Below are 15774 nucleotides of genomic sequence, written 5' to 3' on the forward strand. Positions count from 1 at the left end.
AGACCTTACCCAACTGAGGTAACCCTAAACTCGTCCCGCGAGTCAAGTCGGTGTCACGGGTGGCGACGCCGCCGGGACCGGGGCGTCGCGAGCGCGATCTCGGCCTCCGTCGGGACGCGTTCCACGCGCGCCTCCGGCGGCAGGAGCCCGACGATCGCCGCCATGATCCGCTGGGTGTCGGCCACCGGCGAGGCGCCGTCGAGCCGGAGCGGCGGGCCGACCCGCACCCGGACGGTGGGCGGACGGGACAGCCGGTGCATCCGGGGCAGCCGGCTGCTGCGCGGCCAGACCTGCTCGCTGCCCCAGATGCCGAAGGGGACGACGGGTGCGCCCGTGGCGGCGGCCAGGCGGGCGGCGCCGGTCCGTCCCTTGAGGAGGGGGTCGAAGAACCGCTCGCCGCGCGGGATCGTTCCCTGCGGCAGCAGGCAGACGATCTCGCCGCGCTCGAGCGCACGGGTCGCGGCGTCGAGGGACTCGACACTGCCGGAGGCACGGTCGACGGGGATGCCGCCGAGGGCGTGCGCGGCCCGGCCGATGACGGGGAGGTCGAAGAGCTCTCGCTTCGCGAGGATGCGGCCGGTGCGCGAGGTGTGCCGCATCATCTGGATCATCGTGGGGATGTCGAAGTAGCTGCGGTGGTTGCCGGCGAGGACGGCCGGGCCGGTCGCGGGGATGTGCTCGGCACCGGTGACCTCGAAGCGGGCGTAGGGCCACACGGCCGGCGGGCAGAGGGCGAAGAGGGCCCGTTGCGGGCGCAGGACCACCGGCCGCCCCGAGGCGGGGTGGGGGTCTGCGGCGGTCACAGCACGACTCCGTGCATGAGCGCAGGGTAGCGGGCGGCATCATGGGGGCATGGCCGACGCGAGCGGGAGGACGGCGTTCGTCCTCGGCGGTGGCGGGGTGCTCGGCGCCACCCAGGTGGGGATGGCGCGGGCGCTCGCCGAGGCGGGCATCCGTCCGGACCTCGTCGTGGGGACGAGCATCGGGGCGCTCAACGGGGCGTTCGTGGCGGCCGACCCCGGCGTCGGCGGGGCGGCCCGGCTGGCGAAGGTGTGGGATGCGGTGGTGCGGGACCGGGTGTTCGTCGAGAACCCGGTGCGGCAGGTGGCGCGGGCGGCGCGGTCCCGCACCCACCTGCTGGGGAACGGACCGCTGCGGCACGTGCTCGAGGAGTACCTGCCCGTCGACCGGTTCGAGGACCTGGCGGTGCCGTTCCAGTGCGTCGCGGCGCGGATCGAGGACTCGGGGGCGTGCTGGTTCGACTCCGGGGGTCTCGTCGCACCGGTCGTGGCGTCCTGCTCGGTGCCGGGGCTGTTCCCTCCCGTGGAGATCGGGGGCGCGCACTTCCTCGACGGCGGGCTCGTCCATTCGATCCCGGTTGGGCGGGCGGTCGAGCTCGGGGCGACCCGGGTGTTCGTCCTCCAGGTGGGTCGGGTGGAGCAGCCGCTCCGGCCGCCGCGTCTGCCGTGGGAGGTGGGGATGGTGGCCTTCGAGATCGCCCGGCGGCACCGTTTCGTCCACGAGATGGCGGCGATGCCGGCGGAGGTGGAGACCCACGTGCTGCCGAGCGGGTCGTCGTCGAGCCCCAACGTCCCCGTGCGGCAGATGACCCGCGCCCGCCTGCGTCGCCGCGCCGAGCAGGCCCACGAAGCGAGCACGGAGTACCTCGCCGGCCTCTGAGCGGCAGCGGGTGGGGTGTGCGCGGACGGCGCGGACCGCCACCGGCCGGACCCGGGCGGAGACACCCTCGGTCCACGGACGTCCACGTGCTCCCGTATCCGAACCACCCCCCGACTCGACTCCAACCGTCCTGACACCCCGAGCTCTCCCGACCCTCCCCGTTTCCCGACGTCCACGTGCTCCCGCACCCGAACCACCCCCCGACTGCCTCACCTCCCGGAGCACATGTACGTCTGCTCCGGAAGGCCGACGATGCACACGCCACACGCCACCGGGACCAGGACGGAACCGGCCCTCGTCTCGGAGCACATGTACGTCTGCTCCGGATGGTGGGTGGTCGGGGGGGTTACAGGGTTCTTCGCGCGGCCGGGTGCGCCCGGGTCGGGCGACCGGACGTGGCCCGAATACGGGAGCATCTGGACGTCACCCCACCGACCCCATCTCGGGACAGCCCGGGGTCCGTGAACGCCTGGTCAGCCCTTGCACCCGGCACCCGGCACCCGGCCACGGCCCACAGACCTCGGCACCCGGACCCCGGACCCCGGACCCCGGACCCCGGACCCCGAGGCCGTGCCGAGAGCGCAGACCCACCCCGGCAGCCACACCCCGAGGCGCTCACCATGACACGCTCACCACGACACGCCCACCGCGCGAAGCTCGGCGACCACCACCCTCCGCCACCACACCGTCCCTAGGCTTCCCGCATGGGCGCGACGAGCATCCCCCCGCCACCACCGGCGGTGCGCCGGGTGTTGCACCTCGCCTGGCCACTCGTCGGCGTGGCCGTCACCGGCCTGCTCGTCCCGGTCGTCGTCGCCGGCGCGTTCCACGCGCTCGTCGACCGCCGCGCCCGGGTCTTCCGGGTCGCCTGCCTCGCCGTCATCCTCGTGTGGCTCGACATCCGCATCCTCGTCCAGTGCTGGGTCATCTCCGCCGGCCACCCGGACGAACGGTCCGAGGAGTGGCGCGCCGCCCACGAGGACCTCCTCGAGGCTGCCTTCGACTCCCTCATGTACTACGCCCGCCGCTGGCTCGGCCTCGAGATCCGCCTCACCGACCGGATGCACTTCGGCAGCCGGGACGAGCCGCTCCTCGCCCTCGCCCGGCACGCCGGCCCGTTCGACTCGCTCGCCGTCGCCTGGCTCATGGCCCGAACCGCGGACCGCGTGCCCCGCATCGTGCTCGCCGAGGCGCTGCGCTGGGACCCCGCGCTCGACACCATCCTCACCCGGCTCGACTCCTACTTCGTCCCGGCCCGTGGCGGCAGCGACCGGCTCGAAGGCGTCCGCGCGATGGCGGCGACGATGGACCGCGACGACGTCCTCGTCCTCTTCCCCGAGGGAGAGAACTGGACGCCCTCGCGACGCACCCGGCTCATCGACCGCCTCCGGGCCAGTGGCGACGTCCGGCGCGCCGACCGGGCCGAACGCCTCCTCCACGTCCTGCCCCCCAAGACCCGCGGCGCGTGGGCGGCCCGCAGCGCGAGCCCCCGCGCGGACGTCATGGTGGTCGCCCACGTCGGCTTCGGCGAGCTCTCCTCGGCCCGGATGGTCTGGGACGCGATGCCGTTCTTCGACCGGCCGATGCTCGTCCGCACCTGGACCTACCGCGCCGCGGACGTGCCCGACGAGCCCGTCGCGTTCGCCGCGTGGCTCGACGAGCGGTGGAGCGAGGTGGACTCCTGGGTCACCGCCCGGCTCGAGTCCGGAGCGGAGCGTCCGGACGAGGCCTAGCCCGACCCGTCGCGGATGGACCCGAGCCAGTCCCGCGCCGCCGCGAAGTCGGCGTCGGCCGCCCGGGGGGCGATCGTCGCGGCCCGACCGTCCGCGCGTGGGTAGGAGCCCAGGAAGCGCACCTCGGCGCAGATCCGCTTGAGCCCCATGAGCGCCTCGCCGAGCCGCTCGTCCCGCACGTGACCCTCGACGTCGACGGAGAAGCAGTACGAGCCCATCGACGCCTTCGTGGGCCGCGACTCCAACCGGGTCATGTTGATGCCCCGCGCCGCGAACTGCTCGAGCAGCGCGAGGAGACCACCAGCGTGGTCCTCACGCTGGAAGAGGACGACGGTCGTCTTGTCCGCGCCGGTCGGCACGGGCATCCACCCCGGACGGGACACGAGGACGAACCGCGTGACCGCCGCCTGCATGTCGCCGATGCCCTCGGCGAGCACCTCGAGCCCGTGCAGACGCGCGGCCGCCGGGGCGCACACGGCGGCGTCGAAGGGCTGGTCACCGTCCGCGAGGTCGGACGCGGCGGCCGCGGTGGACAGCGTGGGCACGTACGCCGCGTCCGGGAGCCGCCGCCCCATCCACCCGCGGACCTGGGCCCACGCGTGCGAGTGCGTCCCCACGGCCCGGACGTCCTCCAGCGCGGTGCCCGGAGGGGCGGCGAGGACGAAGGTGATGGGGACGATGACCTCACCGGTGACGAGGAGCGGGTCACCGCTGGCCAGGGCGTCGAGCGTGGCCGACACCCCGCCCTCGACGGAGTTCTCGATGGGCACCATCGCGCCGTCGACGTCACCGCAGCGCACCGCCGCGAGCGCGGCGTCGACCGAGCCGAACGCCACCCGCCGGGCCCGCTCGGCCGGACGCCACTGGTCGAGGGCCATCGACGTGAAGGTGCCGTCGGGGCCCAGATAGCCGATCCGGGTGCTCATCGGGAGTCCTGTCCGGTGCGGTCCGCCGCGAGGTCCATGCGGTTCAGGCTAGGCGGGCGGGCTCGGCGGCGGAGGTGTGTCCCATCTCCGGCGCGGCGGCCTCCGGCTCGGCCCGGACGACCCACCAGAGCAGCCACAGCGCGGCCAGCCCGCCGAACACGTCGGCGTTCTGCAGGACCCGCCCCGGCCACTCCGGCCAGTCGGTGGCGAGCCAGTCGATGCCCCACCACGGCAGCCGCATGAGGAAGAACGCCGTCACGCCGAGCCCGGCCCACAGGCGGCGCCGGTCCCGCCAGGGCTCGGCACCGAGCAGCGCGAGTGCGACGACGACCACCCAGTGGAAGTGGTGCACCCAGGCCACCGGGGACAGCAGGCAGGCCAGCAGCCCCACGACGGCGACCTCGCCCATCGGGTCGGCGCGCCGGTACATCCGCCGCGCGAGGCCGAACCCTGCGACGGCGACGACCGCGACGAGAACGAGCCAGAGCACGGTGCCACCGAGGCCGTCGAGGCCCATCCGCAGAAGGAAGCCGCGCATCGACTGGTTCGCCGTCCCCGCGTTCGGGCCGAGCCGGTCGCTGTCCTGCAAGGCGCCGAGCCAGAACGCCCACGAGGCCGACGGCAGCGCCACCGCCGCCAGAACGGTGACAGCCGCGGCCGTGCCGACCGCCGTCGCGGCCTCGCGCCAGCAACGGGTGACGAGGAAGTGCACGACGAAGACACCGGGCGTGAGCTTGACGGCCATCGCCAGGCCGATGAGCACGCCCTGCGGGACCCGGCGCAGCAACCGCGGCCGCGGCCGGACGAGGTCGAGGACGACAGCGAGCACGAGGAAGGCGTTGACCTGGCCGAAGCGGATGCCGTCGCTGACCGGGTGCAGCCAGATCATCGGCGCGGCCACCGTCGCGAGCGCCACCGGTGTCCAGGTCCCGGCCCGTTGCAGCATCGGCCGCGCGGCCAGCCACACGACGAGGGTCGTCGCGGCCACCTGGCCGGCCGTCCACAGCCATCCGACGACCCCGAAGGGCAGCAGCGCGAGCGGCACGGCGAGGAACGCCGCGAAGGGCGGGTAGGTGAACGGCAGCAGCTGCGGCGGCTCGGTGAGCGTGCCGTACACCGGCCGCCCGGTGAGCAGCGAGACCCCGGCCGACCGGTAGACGTCGACGTCGACCTGCCACTGGTCGAGCGGCCAGAAGACGAGGTAGCGCAGCGCGGCCGGCGTCGCCGCCAGGGCGACGAGCACGACGAGCAGCCCCCAGCGCCAGCGCGGCACCGGTGGGGCGTCGGTCACGCTCCGGGGATCCACCCATCCATTGTGACGTCGTTGCGTACCCTGTCCGGCGTGACCCGCAGAGCCCTCGCCCTGGCGCTGGCCCTCGTGGCAGTGCTCGCCGGTCTCGGGGTCACCGCCGCCTCCTCGGGCGCCACCCCCCGGGCCGCGGCGGAACCGGCCGGAGCGGTCGTCCTCATCGGCACCGGTGGCATCAGCTGGTCCGACATCGACGAGGAGAGCACGCCCAACCTCTGGCTCCTCCTGCGGGACGGCTCGTCCGCCGCGCTGGCCGCCCGGTCCGTCTACTCCAACACCTGCCCCGTCGACGGCTGGCTCGGGCTGTCCGCAGGCACTCGCGCGGCCGCCCCGCGCGAGGGCGACACCGACGACGCGGCCGACCGCGCGTGCACCGGCCCGCCGAGCGTCGTCTCCGGCCAAGTCGCCGAGTGGGGCGAGTACGAGCGGGCCGCCCGCGCCACGAGCTTCGACGCCCCCCTCGGGCTGCTCGCCGAGCAGGCCGAGGACGCCGGGGTGTGCGTCCGGTCCGTGGGGCGGTACGCCGCGGCCGGTGGTGCACTGCCGGACGGCTCGATCGCGCGCTGGAGCGACTTCGACCCCGACTCGCTCCTCGTCGACCTCAACGCCTGCCCCGTGACACTCGTCGACGTCGGCGTCGTCCGCGACTCGGAGGACCTGCCCGAGGGCGAGTTCGCCGAGCAGACACGCGCCGAGCAGGTGCGCACCATCGACAGCCGGATCGGTGCGGTGGTCGAGGCGGGCCCGAACGGAGCCGACTTCGTCGTCGCGAGCCTGGCCGACGCCGGCCGCTCCGAGCGGCTGCGGCTCGTCGTCGCCCGCGGTCCGCACTTCGGCCCCGGCACGCTCGTGTCGCGGTCGACGCGTCAGGTCGGGCTCGCCCAGTCGCCCGACCTCACGGCGACCGTGCTGCAGGGGGTCGGTCTGGACGTCCCCGACTCGGTCGCGGGCGCCGCCCTCACGAGCAACCCCGCCCCGGACAACTCGGAGCGGCGCGCGGCCTCGCGCCTGCAGACGCTGCGCGACTTCGACGAGTCGAGCCACGACGTCCACGACCTCGTCGAGCCGTTCTTCCAGGTCTTCGCGTACGGCCAGCTCGTCGTCTACCTCCTCGTGCTCCTCGTGTGGAAGGGTCGGATCGGCTCGGAACGGACCCGCACCGCCGTGCTGTCCCGGGTACGCACGCTCTCGGTCGCGGCGGCCGCCGTCCCCGTGTCGACCTTCCTCGCCAACCTCGCGCCCTGGTGGCGTTTCCCCGTCGAGATGGTCGCCCTCGTCGCCGTCGTGGGGGCGTTCGTCGCCGTCATCGCGACCGCGGCGCTCAAGGGGCCGTGGCGGTACTGGGCGCTCGGCCCGATGGCGTTCGTCGCGGCTGTCACGATGGCGGTCCTCGTCGTCGACATCGTCACCGGCTCACGGCTCCAGCTGTCCTCGCTCATGGGCCTGCAGCCCGTCGTCGCCGGCCGCTTCTACGGGATCGGCAACCCCACGTTCGCGCTCTTCGCCACGGCCTCGATCCTCCTCGCGACCGCGGTGTCGTCGGCGCTGGTCCTCGGCGGCCGGCGGAAGGCGGCGGCGATCGCGGTCACCGTCATCGGGCTCGTCGCGCTCGCCATCGACGCCGCCCCCGTCTGGGGCGCCGACGGAGGAGGCCCGCCGGCGCTCGTCCCGGGGATCGTCTCGCTGCTCCTCGCCGTCCTCGGGATGCAGATGACCTTCCGCCGCGCCCTGGCCGTGGCCCTCGGCGTCGTCCTGCTGTTCTTCGCGGTCGCGGGTCTGGACTGGCTGCGCGACCCGGCCGACCGCACGCACCTCGGACGGTTCATCCAGGCGATGATCGACGGCACGGCCACGGACATCGTCCTGCGCAAGGGCGAGCAGAACCTCGAGCTCATCCGGGAGACGGCCCCGCTCAGCTACCTCGTGCCGGTCGCCATCCTCGTCCTCGCGGTCGTCCTCGCGCGGCCGACCTCCTGGGGGTCGCGCGCGCTGCGACGCTCGGCCGAGCAGGGGCCGACGCTGCGAGCGGGTCTCGTGGCGCTGCTCCTCACGCTGACGATCGGGTTCGCGGTCAACGACTCGGGCATCGCCATCCCCGCGGTGGGCGCGGCCCTGGCCGTCCCGCTCATCGTGTCGGTGACGGCGGCGACCCTGCTCGACGAGGCACGAGAGGTCTCCCCGACCCGCGCCGGGCGACGCCGGCGCTGAGCACCAGGGCCAGCACCCACACCGCGAGGACGAGCCACGGCGCCGCCGAGCGACGGAACCCGAGGGTCAGCTCCTCGACGGCGGGTGTCATCCCGAGCACCCGGCCCGGGACGTAGGCGAGGGCTGCGACGGTGGTCCGTGCCAGGGCGACGAGGTCGGCCCCGCCCGCGAGCGCCGCGGGGAGCGCCGCCCACACGAGGATGTCGTACCAGGGCAGCGAGTAGGAGGCGGCGAGCACGTAGGCGAGCTCCAGCGCGGCGAGGGCCGGGAGGGTGACGAGGGCGAGGGAGGCCTCGGCCGTCGTGTCGGTCGGGTCCGACGGGGCAGCAGCGTCCGACGGGGCGGAGGGGTGCAGCAGCCGCCACAGGGCCACGAGGAGGACGACGGCGAGCAGCGCCGCACCGGCCGAGATGAGCGTGCGGGTCGAGAAGGGGCCGACCGTCCCGCCGAGTCCTTCGAGCAGTGGCCTCCACGGCGTCGCGAGCGACACCGCCTGGCGCGACCGGCCGAGCTGGTCGTAGACGTGCGTCCCGGCCCACAGATGGAGCGGGACCGCCGCCAGAGCCATCCCGACGACGACCGTGAGGAGGCGGTGGGCGGCCGTCCGCGGCCCGGCAAGCAGCCACCAGGCCGCGGCGAGAGCGAGCGCCGCGACCGCGTACGTCGCCTTCGCCGAGCCGGCGAGCCCGACGAGCGCCCCGGCCCCGAGCGCACCCGAGGCCTCGGGCAGGCGGACCGCCACGACGACCGCCGCGAGGACGAGTGCTGCGGCGACGACGTCCACGTGCGCCCCGAGGACGCCGACGCCGAGCACGAGCGGGTTGAGGGTCCACAGGACGTCGACCCGGGCGTGCCGCTCCACGGGGAGGACGGAGCGCAGTGCGGCGCGCACCGCGAGCCAGGACAGCACGACGAGCACCTGCCACATCCACACGCCCTCGCGGAGCGAGTCCCCGCCCACCCAGGCCGAGAGTGCGTGCAGCAGCGTGGCGAACGGGCCGTAGACGCTCGGCTCCTCCGTCCACGGCGCCTCGACGCGGCTCGTCACGGGGTCGGCACCACCGGCCCAGGCAGCGGGCGCCTCGACCCAGGGGTCCCCGCCCGTGACGAGGATGCGTCCGTAGGCGAGGTAGCTGATGTGGTCGGCGGAGCCGAACGGTGCGGTGAGCAGGGCGAGCACGCCGACGGCGCCGGGGACCCGCCATCCGCGCAACGCGGGGGCCGGCCCGCGCAGGCCGAGGTACACGGCCGCGGCCCCGGCGAGGTAGGCGGCCCACAGGACGGCCGTGACGACGCCGGGGCCGAGGTCGACCGGGACGAGCGGCCCGGGCGCCCAGCCGCGCGGGAGGAGGTCGGGCTGGGCCGCGTTGGGGCGGCTCGCGCCGACGAGGAGCAGCAGCCCCAGCGAGACGACGAGCAGGGCCCGGCGCACGCCGTCGGTGCGCCCGGGCGGACGCGGTGCGCTCAGGCCCGGTGCCACGGGCGCCACCCGCGCCGGACGAGGGCCAGCCACACGTCGCGGTACTGCGCGGCGCGGTGCAGCTGCCCGCGCCAGTCCGCGCCGCTGACCCGGTGCTGCAGCTCGCACGGCACCTCGAGGACGGTCAGCCCGGCCCGCAGGACGTCGACCGTGAGGGCCGTCTCGACCCCCCAGCCGCGGGCGAGCGGCGCCGCGGCGGTGGCGGCCTGCGGGGACAGGCATCGCATGCCCGACAGGGGCTGGACGGGCCGGAAGCCGGTGAGCCGCTCGATGCCGTCGCGGGCCAGCCGGACGACGAGGCCCCGCCCGCCACCGGCCGTGATCTGGGCCGGGAGCGTGGCGATCGTCATCGCGGCCTCTCCGGCCAGGACGGCGTCGGCGAGGACTCCGAGGTTCGCGGCGGTGTCCTGCAGGTCGCCGTCGACGAAGAGCAGCGCCGCGGGCTCCTCGCCGGCGTCCCCCTCGAGTGCGCGCAGGTGGGCGATGCCGGTCTCCAGGGCGGCGGCCTTGCCCCGGTTGCGCTCGTGCCGCACGACGTCCGCCCCGGCTTCCCGCGCGACCCGGGAGGTGTCGTCGGTGCTGCCGTCGTCGACGACCACGACCCGCCCGACACCGGTGAGGGCCGCCACGGCCTGCACGGTCGCGGCGATCCGGTCGGCCTCGTCCTTGCACGGGACGACGGCCGCGACCCGGGCGGGGGCCATCAGCGGAGCGTGACCTGACGGCTGAGGAGACCGGACCGGGCGCGGCGCTCCTCCGGGGTGAGGGCGGAGTCGGTGAGGGCGGCCCGGTAGCGCTCGACCCAGGCGGCGACGGCGTCCTCGTGGTCGGCGGCCTCGAGCGCGGGGTCGAGGTCCCAGACGGGGACGAGCAGCCCGCCGGCACGGAACGCGCCGAGCAGGCGGGTGTCGCCGCCGAGGGTGTCGTCGCCCGCCGCATGGAGCCGGGCGAGGGCGTCGGTGGCGGGGTCCTCGTCGTCGGGCAGCACGAGGCGGATGTGGGTGCGCTCACCGATCCGGACCCAGTACGCCGACGGCGCGGACGTCATCGCGACGGTGGGGACCAGGGTGGCGTTGGCCCGCTCGAGGGAGTCCTTGGCCTCTCCCTCGAGCTCCTGGTCCGCGACCCAGAAGTCGAAGCCCTCGTGGACGGTGACCTCGAAGGCGGAGTCGTCGGTCAGGAGGTCCTGCAGGCGGGGGCTGTCGGCGGTGACCTGCGGCACGGTGGTCACCGGGTGGCCCTCCTCGGCCGCGAGCGCCGCGAGGAGCTGGGCCGCGAGGTCACGGGAGGCGTCCCCGCTGGAGTTGCCGGCCTGGGTGCCGATGAGGACGGTGCCGTCGGCGCGGTGCAGCCCGGGCCAGGCGAGCGGCAGGACCGTGGCGACGGTGACCTCCTGCGGGGCGCCGTCCGGCACGTGCTCCAGCCGGACCGTGACGACGGCGGTCGCCGCGGGGAGGATCTCGCGCATCGCGACCCAGTCGGTCTCGTTCGGCAGGCCCGCGAACGGACGCGGCTCGAACGGCGCCGGCTTCGGACGTGCGGGACGGGAGGCGCGGTCGCTACCGCGCTGACGACGAGATGCCTTGCCCATGCGCGCCACCCTAGTGGGACCGCAGGAGGGCACGAGACCCCGGTTCGTCGACGAAACCCCGCATCGGAACCCGGGTCCGAGGCACATCTCGGGGTGGCCCCGAGGGGTACGCAGGGGTGGGTCAGGTGGCCCGGCGGCGGCTGGGACCGCCGAGCGTGGCCCACACGACGTTGCCCGTGCGGTCCTCGGTGACGCCCCACTCGTGGGCGAGGGAGCGGACGATCCGCAGCCCGCGGCCCGAGGAGAGCCACACGGTGCGCGGTGCCGGCTTCGGGACGGTGGCCCCGCCGCCGTCGGTGACCTCGACCTCGACGACGTCGCCCCGGATCTTCCAGCGCACCCGGACGCTGCCGTCGGAGAGCGGTCTGGCGTGCCGGACGGCGTTGGTCAGGAGCTCTGAGGCGACGATCTCGGCCTCTCCCACGAGGTCCTCGGGCAGGTCCCGGGTCTCGAGGTCGGCCACGATCTCGCGGCGCACCTGGCTCACCGAGGCCGGCGTGTGCCCGACCCGGACGGTGCAGATGATGCTGTCCGCGCCCGGACCCGAGGTCTCGACGACCTCCAGGCCGGGGTCGACGACGCTCGGCGCAGGGGCGGCATCGTGCGTGGTCACGACGTCCAAGTTACCCGCTCGACGCCACGCGTGTGACCACCTCGCGAGGACGGTTGGTGATGATCACGTCGACGTCCAGCTCGACGCACAGGTCGACGTCGTCGAGGTCGTCGACCGTCCACACGTACACCTCGTGCCCGTTGCGGTGGTAGCGCTCGACGATCCCCGGCTTGCGGCGCACGGTCGCGACGGGAAGCCCGACCGCCCGCACCCCCGTCGAGAGCGACCCGTCCAGGGCCGCGGCCGGGATGATCGCCTCGACGAGCTGGACCAGGGCCACCTTCGGCGAGATCCTGTGGACCCGCTGCAGGGCACGGCCCGAGAACGACATGACCCGCACGTGCGGCCGTCCGGGCTCGTCCCCGCCGTCGAGGTCGAAGGCCCGGAGCACCTGGACGAGCGTCTTCTCGACGTCGTCGCCGTGCCGGGTGGGGTGCTTGGTCTCGACGAGGGTCAGGACCTCGTCCCCCTGCTCGACGAGGTCGTCGAGCAGACGCCGCAGGGTGAGCAGGCGGCCGCGTTCCGGGTCGGCGTCCGGCCCCTCCGCCGCGTCCTCGTCGGTGCGCCAGGACGCCCAGTCGAGCTCCTCGAGGCGGGCGAGCTCGAGGGCCGAGACCCGTCCCGAGCCGTCCGAGGTGCGGTCGACCCGGCGGTCGTGGACGCAGACGAGGTGGTGGTCGGCCGTGAGCCGGACGTCGCACTCGACGCCGTCCGCACCGTGCCCGAGCGCGAGCCGGTAGGCGGGGAGGGTGTGCTCCGCCTCCTCGGCGCTCGCGCCCCGGTGCGCGATGACGAGGGGCCGGCGGGCGGACGCGTACTGCTCGTCGGTCACCCGCCCGATCCTCCCCGAGAGGCGTCGCACCGGCGAGACGGACACGCGCCGCAGGGGCCGATCGGACCCGCAGGGGTCGGCGGTCCGGCCACGGGGGAGCAGGACGACCGGTCGACCCGCCCGTGCGGCACCCGAAGCCCCCGACGTCCGGCGGACAACTCACATCCGTGGGGGCCGTAGCGTTCCACCATCGTGAGCCTGCCGCCCTTCCAGCACCTCGTCGACGCGCACTGGCGCGACGTCGCCCGTCTCGCGCACGGCCTCGTCGGACCAGTGCACGCCGACGACGTGGCCCAGCAGGCGTGGACGCAGGCGCTCGCGGCCTACCCGCGGGTGCGCTCGGCGCGCAACCTGCGGTCGTGGCTGCTGACCATCACCCACCGCTGCGCGATGGACCACCACCGGGCGGGCCGCCGGAGCACGGCGCACGACGACCCCGCGTCGCTCGCCGAGGCGCCGGTCGCCGCACCCCCGCCGGAGCCACCGGACGCCGGGCTCTGGGCGCGGGTCGCCTCGCTGCCCGACCGGCAGCGCGACGCCGTCGTCCTGCGCTTCGTCGGCGACCTCGACCACCGGGCGGTCGCGGCGGCGCTCGGGACCACGCCCGGGATGAGCCGTCGCCTCGTGAGCGACGCGCTCGCCACACTCCGCCTCGACCTCACCGACCCGGAGGACCTCCGATGACCGACCCCTTCGCCACCTTCGACCCGCCGCTCGCCGGGCCGCCCGTCCTCGCCCCGACCGACGTCTCCTACGTCCTCGAGGACACCGCCGTCGGCCGGATGCTCGTCGCGGTGCGCGACGGCGGCCGGGTGCTCGCCACCGCTTACGCGCCGGACGACGCCGCCGAGGAGCACTGGCTCGCCCGGGTGGCCGCCCGGGTGAGCCCGCGGGTGCTGCGGCATCCGGCCCCGACGGACGCCCCTCGGCGCGCACTGGCCGCCTTCCTCGACGGGAGGGCGACACGGGTCGACGTCGAGCCGGACCTCGCACTCGCCTCGGACTTCCAGCGGGAGGTCCTCACCGGCCTCATGTCGGTCGGGTACGGCGAGCGCACGACGTACGCCACGCTCGCCGAGCGGGTCGGGCACCCGCGGGCGGCTCGTGCGGTCGGCACCGCCCTCGGGGGGAACCCCCTGTGCGTGACGCTGCCCTGTCACCGGGTCCTCCCCGCGGCGGGCGGCGTCGGTGGCTACGCGGGCGGCCCCGCGGCCAAGGAGCACCTCCTCGCCCTCGAGGCCCGTGGCGGGAGGACATCCGGTGGTCCCGGGCCGAGAACGAGGTCGGACCGGATTTCCTGAGAGATCTTCGGGATGATCACTCAGCAATTCCCCAAGACTCCGCCGTAGGGACTGTCGACGCTGAGACGTCAGCTGTCCCTGCCAGAGGAGCTCAAGGATGAAGACGAGGATGAAGCCCCTGACGCCCAGCACTACATCGTGGCGTCCCCGACGAATGCTGTGGGCCGCGATGGTCACCACAGCCTTGGTGCTCAGCGGAGCAGGTGGTGCCGTGGTGGCCTCCGCCGACCCGGTCGGGGTACCACCCTCCGGTGCCGGTGGAGAGGTGCTCGCCTGGGGCGAGAACAGCGCAAGGCAGGGCAACGTGCCGGACTCGCTGAAGGACAAGACCGTCACCGCGGTCGCCGGCGGCTTCTCCCACTCCCTGGCCCTGACCTCCGAGGGCAAGATCACCGCCTGGGGCAGCAACGAGTACCACCAGACCGACCTGCCCACCTCGCTGAACGGCAAGACCGTCACCGCCATCGCCGCCGGCAGCATCCACTCACTCGCGCTCACCTCCGACGGCAAAGTCACCGCCTGGGGCGACAACGAGTACCACCAGAGCAGCGTGCCGACCTCGCTGAACGGCAAGACCATCACCGCCATCGCCGCCGGCGGTGGACACTCGCTCGCCCTGACCTCCGACGGCAAGGTCACCGCCTGGGGCCGCGACAACCGCGATCAGTCCAGCGTCCCGGCCACCCTGGCCGGCAAGACCGTCACCGCCATCGCCGCCGGCGCGCAGCACTCCCTGGCCCTGACCTCCGACGGCACCGTCACCGGATGGGGCTACGACGTCTACAAGCAGTCCAGCCCCCCGGCCACCCTGGCCGGCAAGACCGTCACCGCCATCGCCGCCGGAGGGCTGCACTCCCTGGCCCTGACCTCCGACGGCACCGTCACCGGATGGGGCTACGACGTCTACAAGCAGTCCAGCCCCCCGGCCACCCTGGCTGGCGAGACAGTCACCGCCATCGCCGCCGGTTACTACCACTCGATGGCCACGACCGCCGACGGCACCGTCACCGCGTGGGGCAACAACGGCAACCGGCAGACCACACGCCCGGCCTCACTGACCGGGCGGCACGCGACCGCCGTCGCTGCCGGCTTCTACCACTCGATGGCCATCGTGACCGTCCCCCGGATCGCCGCGTGGGGATGGAACAGCAACCACCAGACCGACATGCCCGCCTCGCTCACCGGAAAGGTCGTCACCGCCATCGCCGCCGGCGGGCTGCACTCCCTGGCCCTGACCTCCGACGGCACCGTCACCGCGTGGGGTGACAACGACTACAAGCAGAGCGACGTGCCGGACTCGCTGGACGGCAAGACCGTCACCGCCATCGCTGCCGGCTCAGGTCACTCTCTGGCCCTGACCTCCGACGGCACCGTCACCGCGTGGGGTAACAACTGGCGCCACATCAGCGATGTGCCCGAGTCCCTGGACGGCAAGACCGTCACCGCCATCGCCGCCGACGGGAACCACTCGCTCGCGCTCACCTCCGACGGGAAAGTCACCGCCTGGGGCGACAACCAGTACCGCCAGTGCGACGCGCCGGACTCGCTGGACGGCAAGACCGTCACCGCCATCGCCGCCGGCGGTGGACACTCGCTCGCGCTCACCTCCGATGGAACAATCACAGCCTGGGGTCACAACAACGGTGGCCAGTCCGTCGTCCCGGCATCGTTGGACGGCAAGACCGTCACCGCCATCGCCGGCGGCCGGTGGCGGTCGCTGGCGGTGACCTCGGACGGGAAGGTCACCACCTGGGGCAGCGACCAGCTCCACCCCATCGATGTACCCGCGTCCCTGGACGGCAAGATCGTCACCGCCATCGCCGCGCACAACGAACACGCACTCGCGCTGACCACCGACGGCACCATCACCGCCTGGGGCAGCAACCGAGAAGGGCAGACCGACGTGCCCATGTCCCTCGAAGGCAAGACGGTCACCGCCATCGCCGCCGGGGGTGGGCACGCGATGGCGATCTACGAACGGTGACCGACCACCCGAGCAGACACCCCACCCCGCGCACCGCCTGACCCACCAGGGCCTGACCCGGTAGCCCACGCAGAGCTACCGGGTCAGGCTCTGCCTGTATCCCGGTTCCTGTGAAGC

General features: G+C 74.3%; 14 protein-coding genes. 6 read left to right on the top strand and 8 right to left on the bottom strand.

Annotation, left to right across the window (positions count from 1 at the left end):
- Positions 1 to 53: 53 nt before the first annotated feature.
- Entirely contained in the window at positions 54 to 803 is a 750-nt protein-coding gene (locus JQN72_RS04090) for a 1-acyl-sn-glycerol-3-phosphate acyltransferase (protein ID WP_204133893.1), read from the bottom strand.
- A gap of 49 nt (positions 804 to 852) precedes the next feature.
- On the opposite strand from JQN72_RS04090, the gene JQN72_RS04095 reads away from it, so the two are divergent.
- Both JQN72_RS04095 and JQN72_RS04100 read left to right on the top strand, forming a co-directional pair.
- Positions 853 to 1680, top strand: a complete 828-nt coding sequence (locus JQN72_RS04095) for a patatin-like phospholipase family protein (protein WP_204133894.1) — start codon at positions 853 to 855, stop codon at positions 1678 to 1680.
- Positions 1681 to 2384: 704 nt separating this feature from the next.
- On the top strand, positions 2385 to 3413 hold the full coding sequence (locus JQN72_RS04100; protein ID WP_204133895.1) for a 1-acyl-sn-glycerol-3-phosphate acyltransferase: 1029 nt from the start codon (positions 2385 to 2387) through the stop codon (positions 3411 to 3413).
- Here the strand turns inward: JQN72_RS04100 and pheA are convergent.
- The gene (pheA, locus tag JQN72_RS04105; RefSeq protein WP_204133896.1) at positions 3410 to 4339 is read right to left on the bottom strand and encodes a prephenate dehydratase; all 930 of its coding nucleotides are present in this window, start codon (positions 4337 to 4339) and stop codon (positions 3410 to 3412) included. The two genes, JQN72_RS04100 and pheA, sit on opposite strands and share 4 nt — an antisense overlap.
- A gap of 43 nt (positions 4340 to 4382) precedes the next feature.
- The gene (locus tag JQN72_RS04110; RefSeq protein WP_307812412.1) at positions 4383 to 5645 is read right to left on the bottom strand and encodes a glycosyltransferase 87 family protein; all 1263 of its coding nucleotides are present in this window, start codon (positions 5643 to 5645) and stop codon (positions 4383 to 4385) included.
- Between the two features lie 36 nt (positions 5646 to 5681).
- Between JQN72_RS04110 and JQN72_RS04115 the strand changes: the two genes are divergently transcribed.
- On the top strand, positions 5682 to 7856 hold the full coding sequence (locus tag JQN72_RS04115) for a hypothetical protein (RefSeq protein ID WP_204133897.1): 2175 nt from the start codon (positions 5682 to 5684) through the stop codon (positions 7854 to 7856).
- On the opposite strand, the gene mptB is transcribed toward JQN72_RS04115, so the two are convergent.
- The 5 genes from mptB to JQN72_RS04140 form a co-directional block, all read right to left on the bottom strand.
- Positions 7774 to 9336, bottom strand: coding sequence for a polyprenol phosphomannose-dependent alpha 1,6 mannosyltransferase MptB (gene mptB, locus JQN72_RS04120; RefSeq protein WP_204133898.1), 1563 nt, complete (start codon positions 9334 to 9336; stop codon positions 7774 to 7776). The genes JQN72_RS04115 and mptB overlap by 83 nt on opposite strands.
- Positions 9321 to 10040, bottom strand: a complete 720-nt coding sequence (locus JQN72_RS04125; protein ID WP_204133899.1) for a glycosyltransferase — start codon at positions 10038 to 10040, stop codon at positions 9321 to 9323. The genes mptB and JQN72_RS04125 overlap by 16 nt, the downstream gene beginning before the upstream one ends.
- Positions 10040 to 10927: a DUF5926 family protein gene (locus JQN72_RS04130; protein ID WP_204133900.1), complete on the bottom strand. Its 888-nt coding sequence runs from the start codon at positions 10925 to 10927 to the stop codon at positions 10040 to 10042. Before JQN72_RS04130 ends, JQN72_RS04125 begins: the two co-directional genes overlap by 1 nt.
- A 121-nt stretch (positions 10928 to 11048) precedes the next feature.
- Positions 11049 to 11540: an ATP-binding protein gene (locus tag JQN72_RS04135; RefSeq protein WP_307812413.1), complete on the bottom strand. Its 492-nt coding sequence runs from the start codon at positions 11538 to 11540 to the stop codon at positions 11049 to 11051.
- Between the two features lie 10 nt (positions 11541 to 11550).
- The gene (locus JQN72_RS04140) at positions 11551 to 12372 is read right to left on the bottom strand and encodes a glycerophosphodiester phosphodiesterase family protein (RefSeq protein WP_204133901.1); all 822 of its coding nucleotides are present in this window, start codon (positions 12370 to 12372) and stop codon (positions 11551 to 11553) included.
- A gap of 192 nt (positions 12373 to 12564) precedes the next feature.
- Here JQN72_RS04140 and JQN72_RS04145 point away from each other — a divergent pair, with 192 nt between their 5' ends.
- From JQN72_RS04145 to JQN72_RS18780, 3 genes are all read left to right on the top strand, one after another.
- Positions 12565 to 13056, top strand: a complete 492-nt coding sequence (locus JQN72_RS04145; protein ID WP_204133902.1) for an RNA polymerase sigma factor — start codon at positions 12565 to 12567, stop codon at positions 13054 to 13056.
- The gene (locus JQN72_RS04150) at positions 13053 to 13673 is read left to right on the top strand and encodes a methylated-DNA--[protein]-cysteine S-methyltransferase (RefSeq protein WP_204133903.1); all 621 of its coding nucleotides are present in this window, start codon (positions 13053 to 13055) and stop codon (positions 13671 to 13673) included. Before JQN72_RS04145 ends, JQN72_RS04150 begins: the two co-directional genes overlap by 4 nt.
- A 169-nt stretch (positions 13674 to 13842) precedes the next feature.
- The gene (locus JQN72_RS18780; RefSeq protein ID WP_204133904.1) at positions 13843 to 15657 is read left to right on the top strand and encodes a hypothetical protein; all 1815 of its coding nucleotides are present in this window, start codon (positions 13843 to 13845) and stop codon (positions 15655 to 15657) included.
- Positions 15658 to 15774 lie beyond the last annotated feature (117 nt).

Source organism: Phycicoccus sp. CSK15P-2 (genome assembly GCF_016888005.1).
Lineage (GTDB): Bacteria > Actinomycetota > Actinomycetes > Actinomycetales > Dermatophilaceae > Phycicoccus.

What these genes read in the sequence shown, in the direction of transcription:
- JQN72_RS04125 (WP_204133899.1), bottom strand. Translation starts at nt 10,040, where the DNA reads ATGGCCCCCGCCCGGGTCGCGGCCGTCGTCCCGTGCAAGGACGAGGCC.
- JQN72_RS04150 (WP_204133903.1), top strand. Translation starts at nt 13,053, where the DNA reads ATGACCGACCCCTTCGCCACCTTCGACCCGCCGCTCGCCGGGCCGCCC.
- JQN72_RS04100 (WP_204133895.1), top strand. Translation starts at nt 2,385, where the DNA reads ATGGGCGCGACGAGCATCCCCCCGCCACCACCGGCGGTGCGCCGGGTG.
- JQN72_RS18780 (WP_204133904.1), top strand. Translation starts at nt 13,843, where the DNA reads ATGGTCACCACAGCCTTGGTGCTCAGCGGAGCAGGTGGTGCCGTGGTG.
- pheA (WP_204133896.1), bottom strand. Translation starts at nt 4,339, where the DNA reads ATGAGCACCCGGATCGGCTATCTGGGCCCCGACGGCACCTTCACGTCG.
- JQN72_RS04130 (WP_204133900.1), bottom strand. Translation starts at nt 10,927, where the DNA reads ATGGGCAAGGCATCTCGTCGTCAGCGCGGTAGCGACCGCGCCTCCCGT.
- JQN72_RS04095 (WP_204133894.1), top strand. Translation starts at nt 853, where the DNA reads ATGGCCGACGCGAGCGGGAGGACGGCGTTCGTCCTCGGCGGTGGCGGG.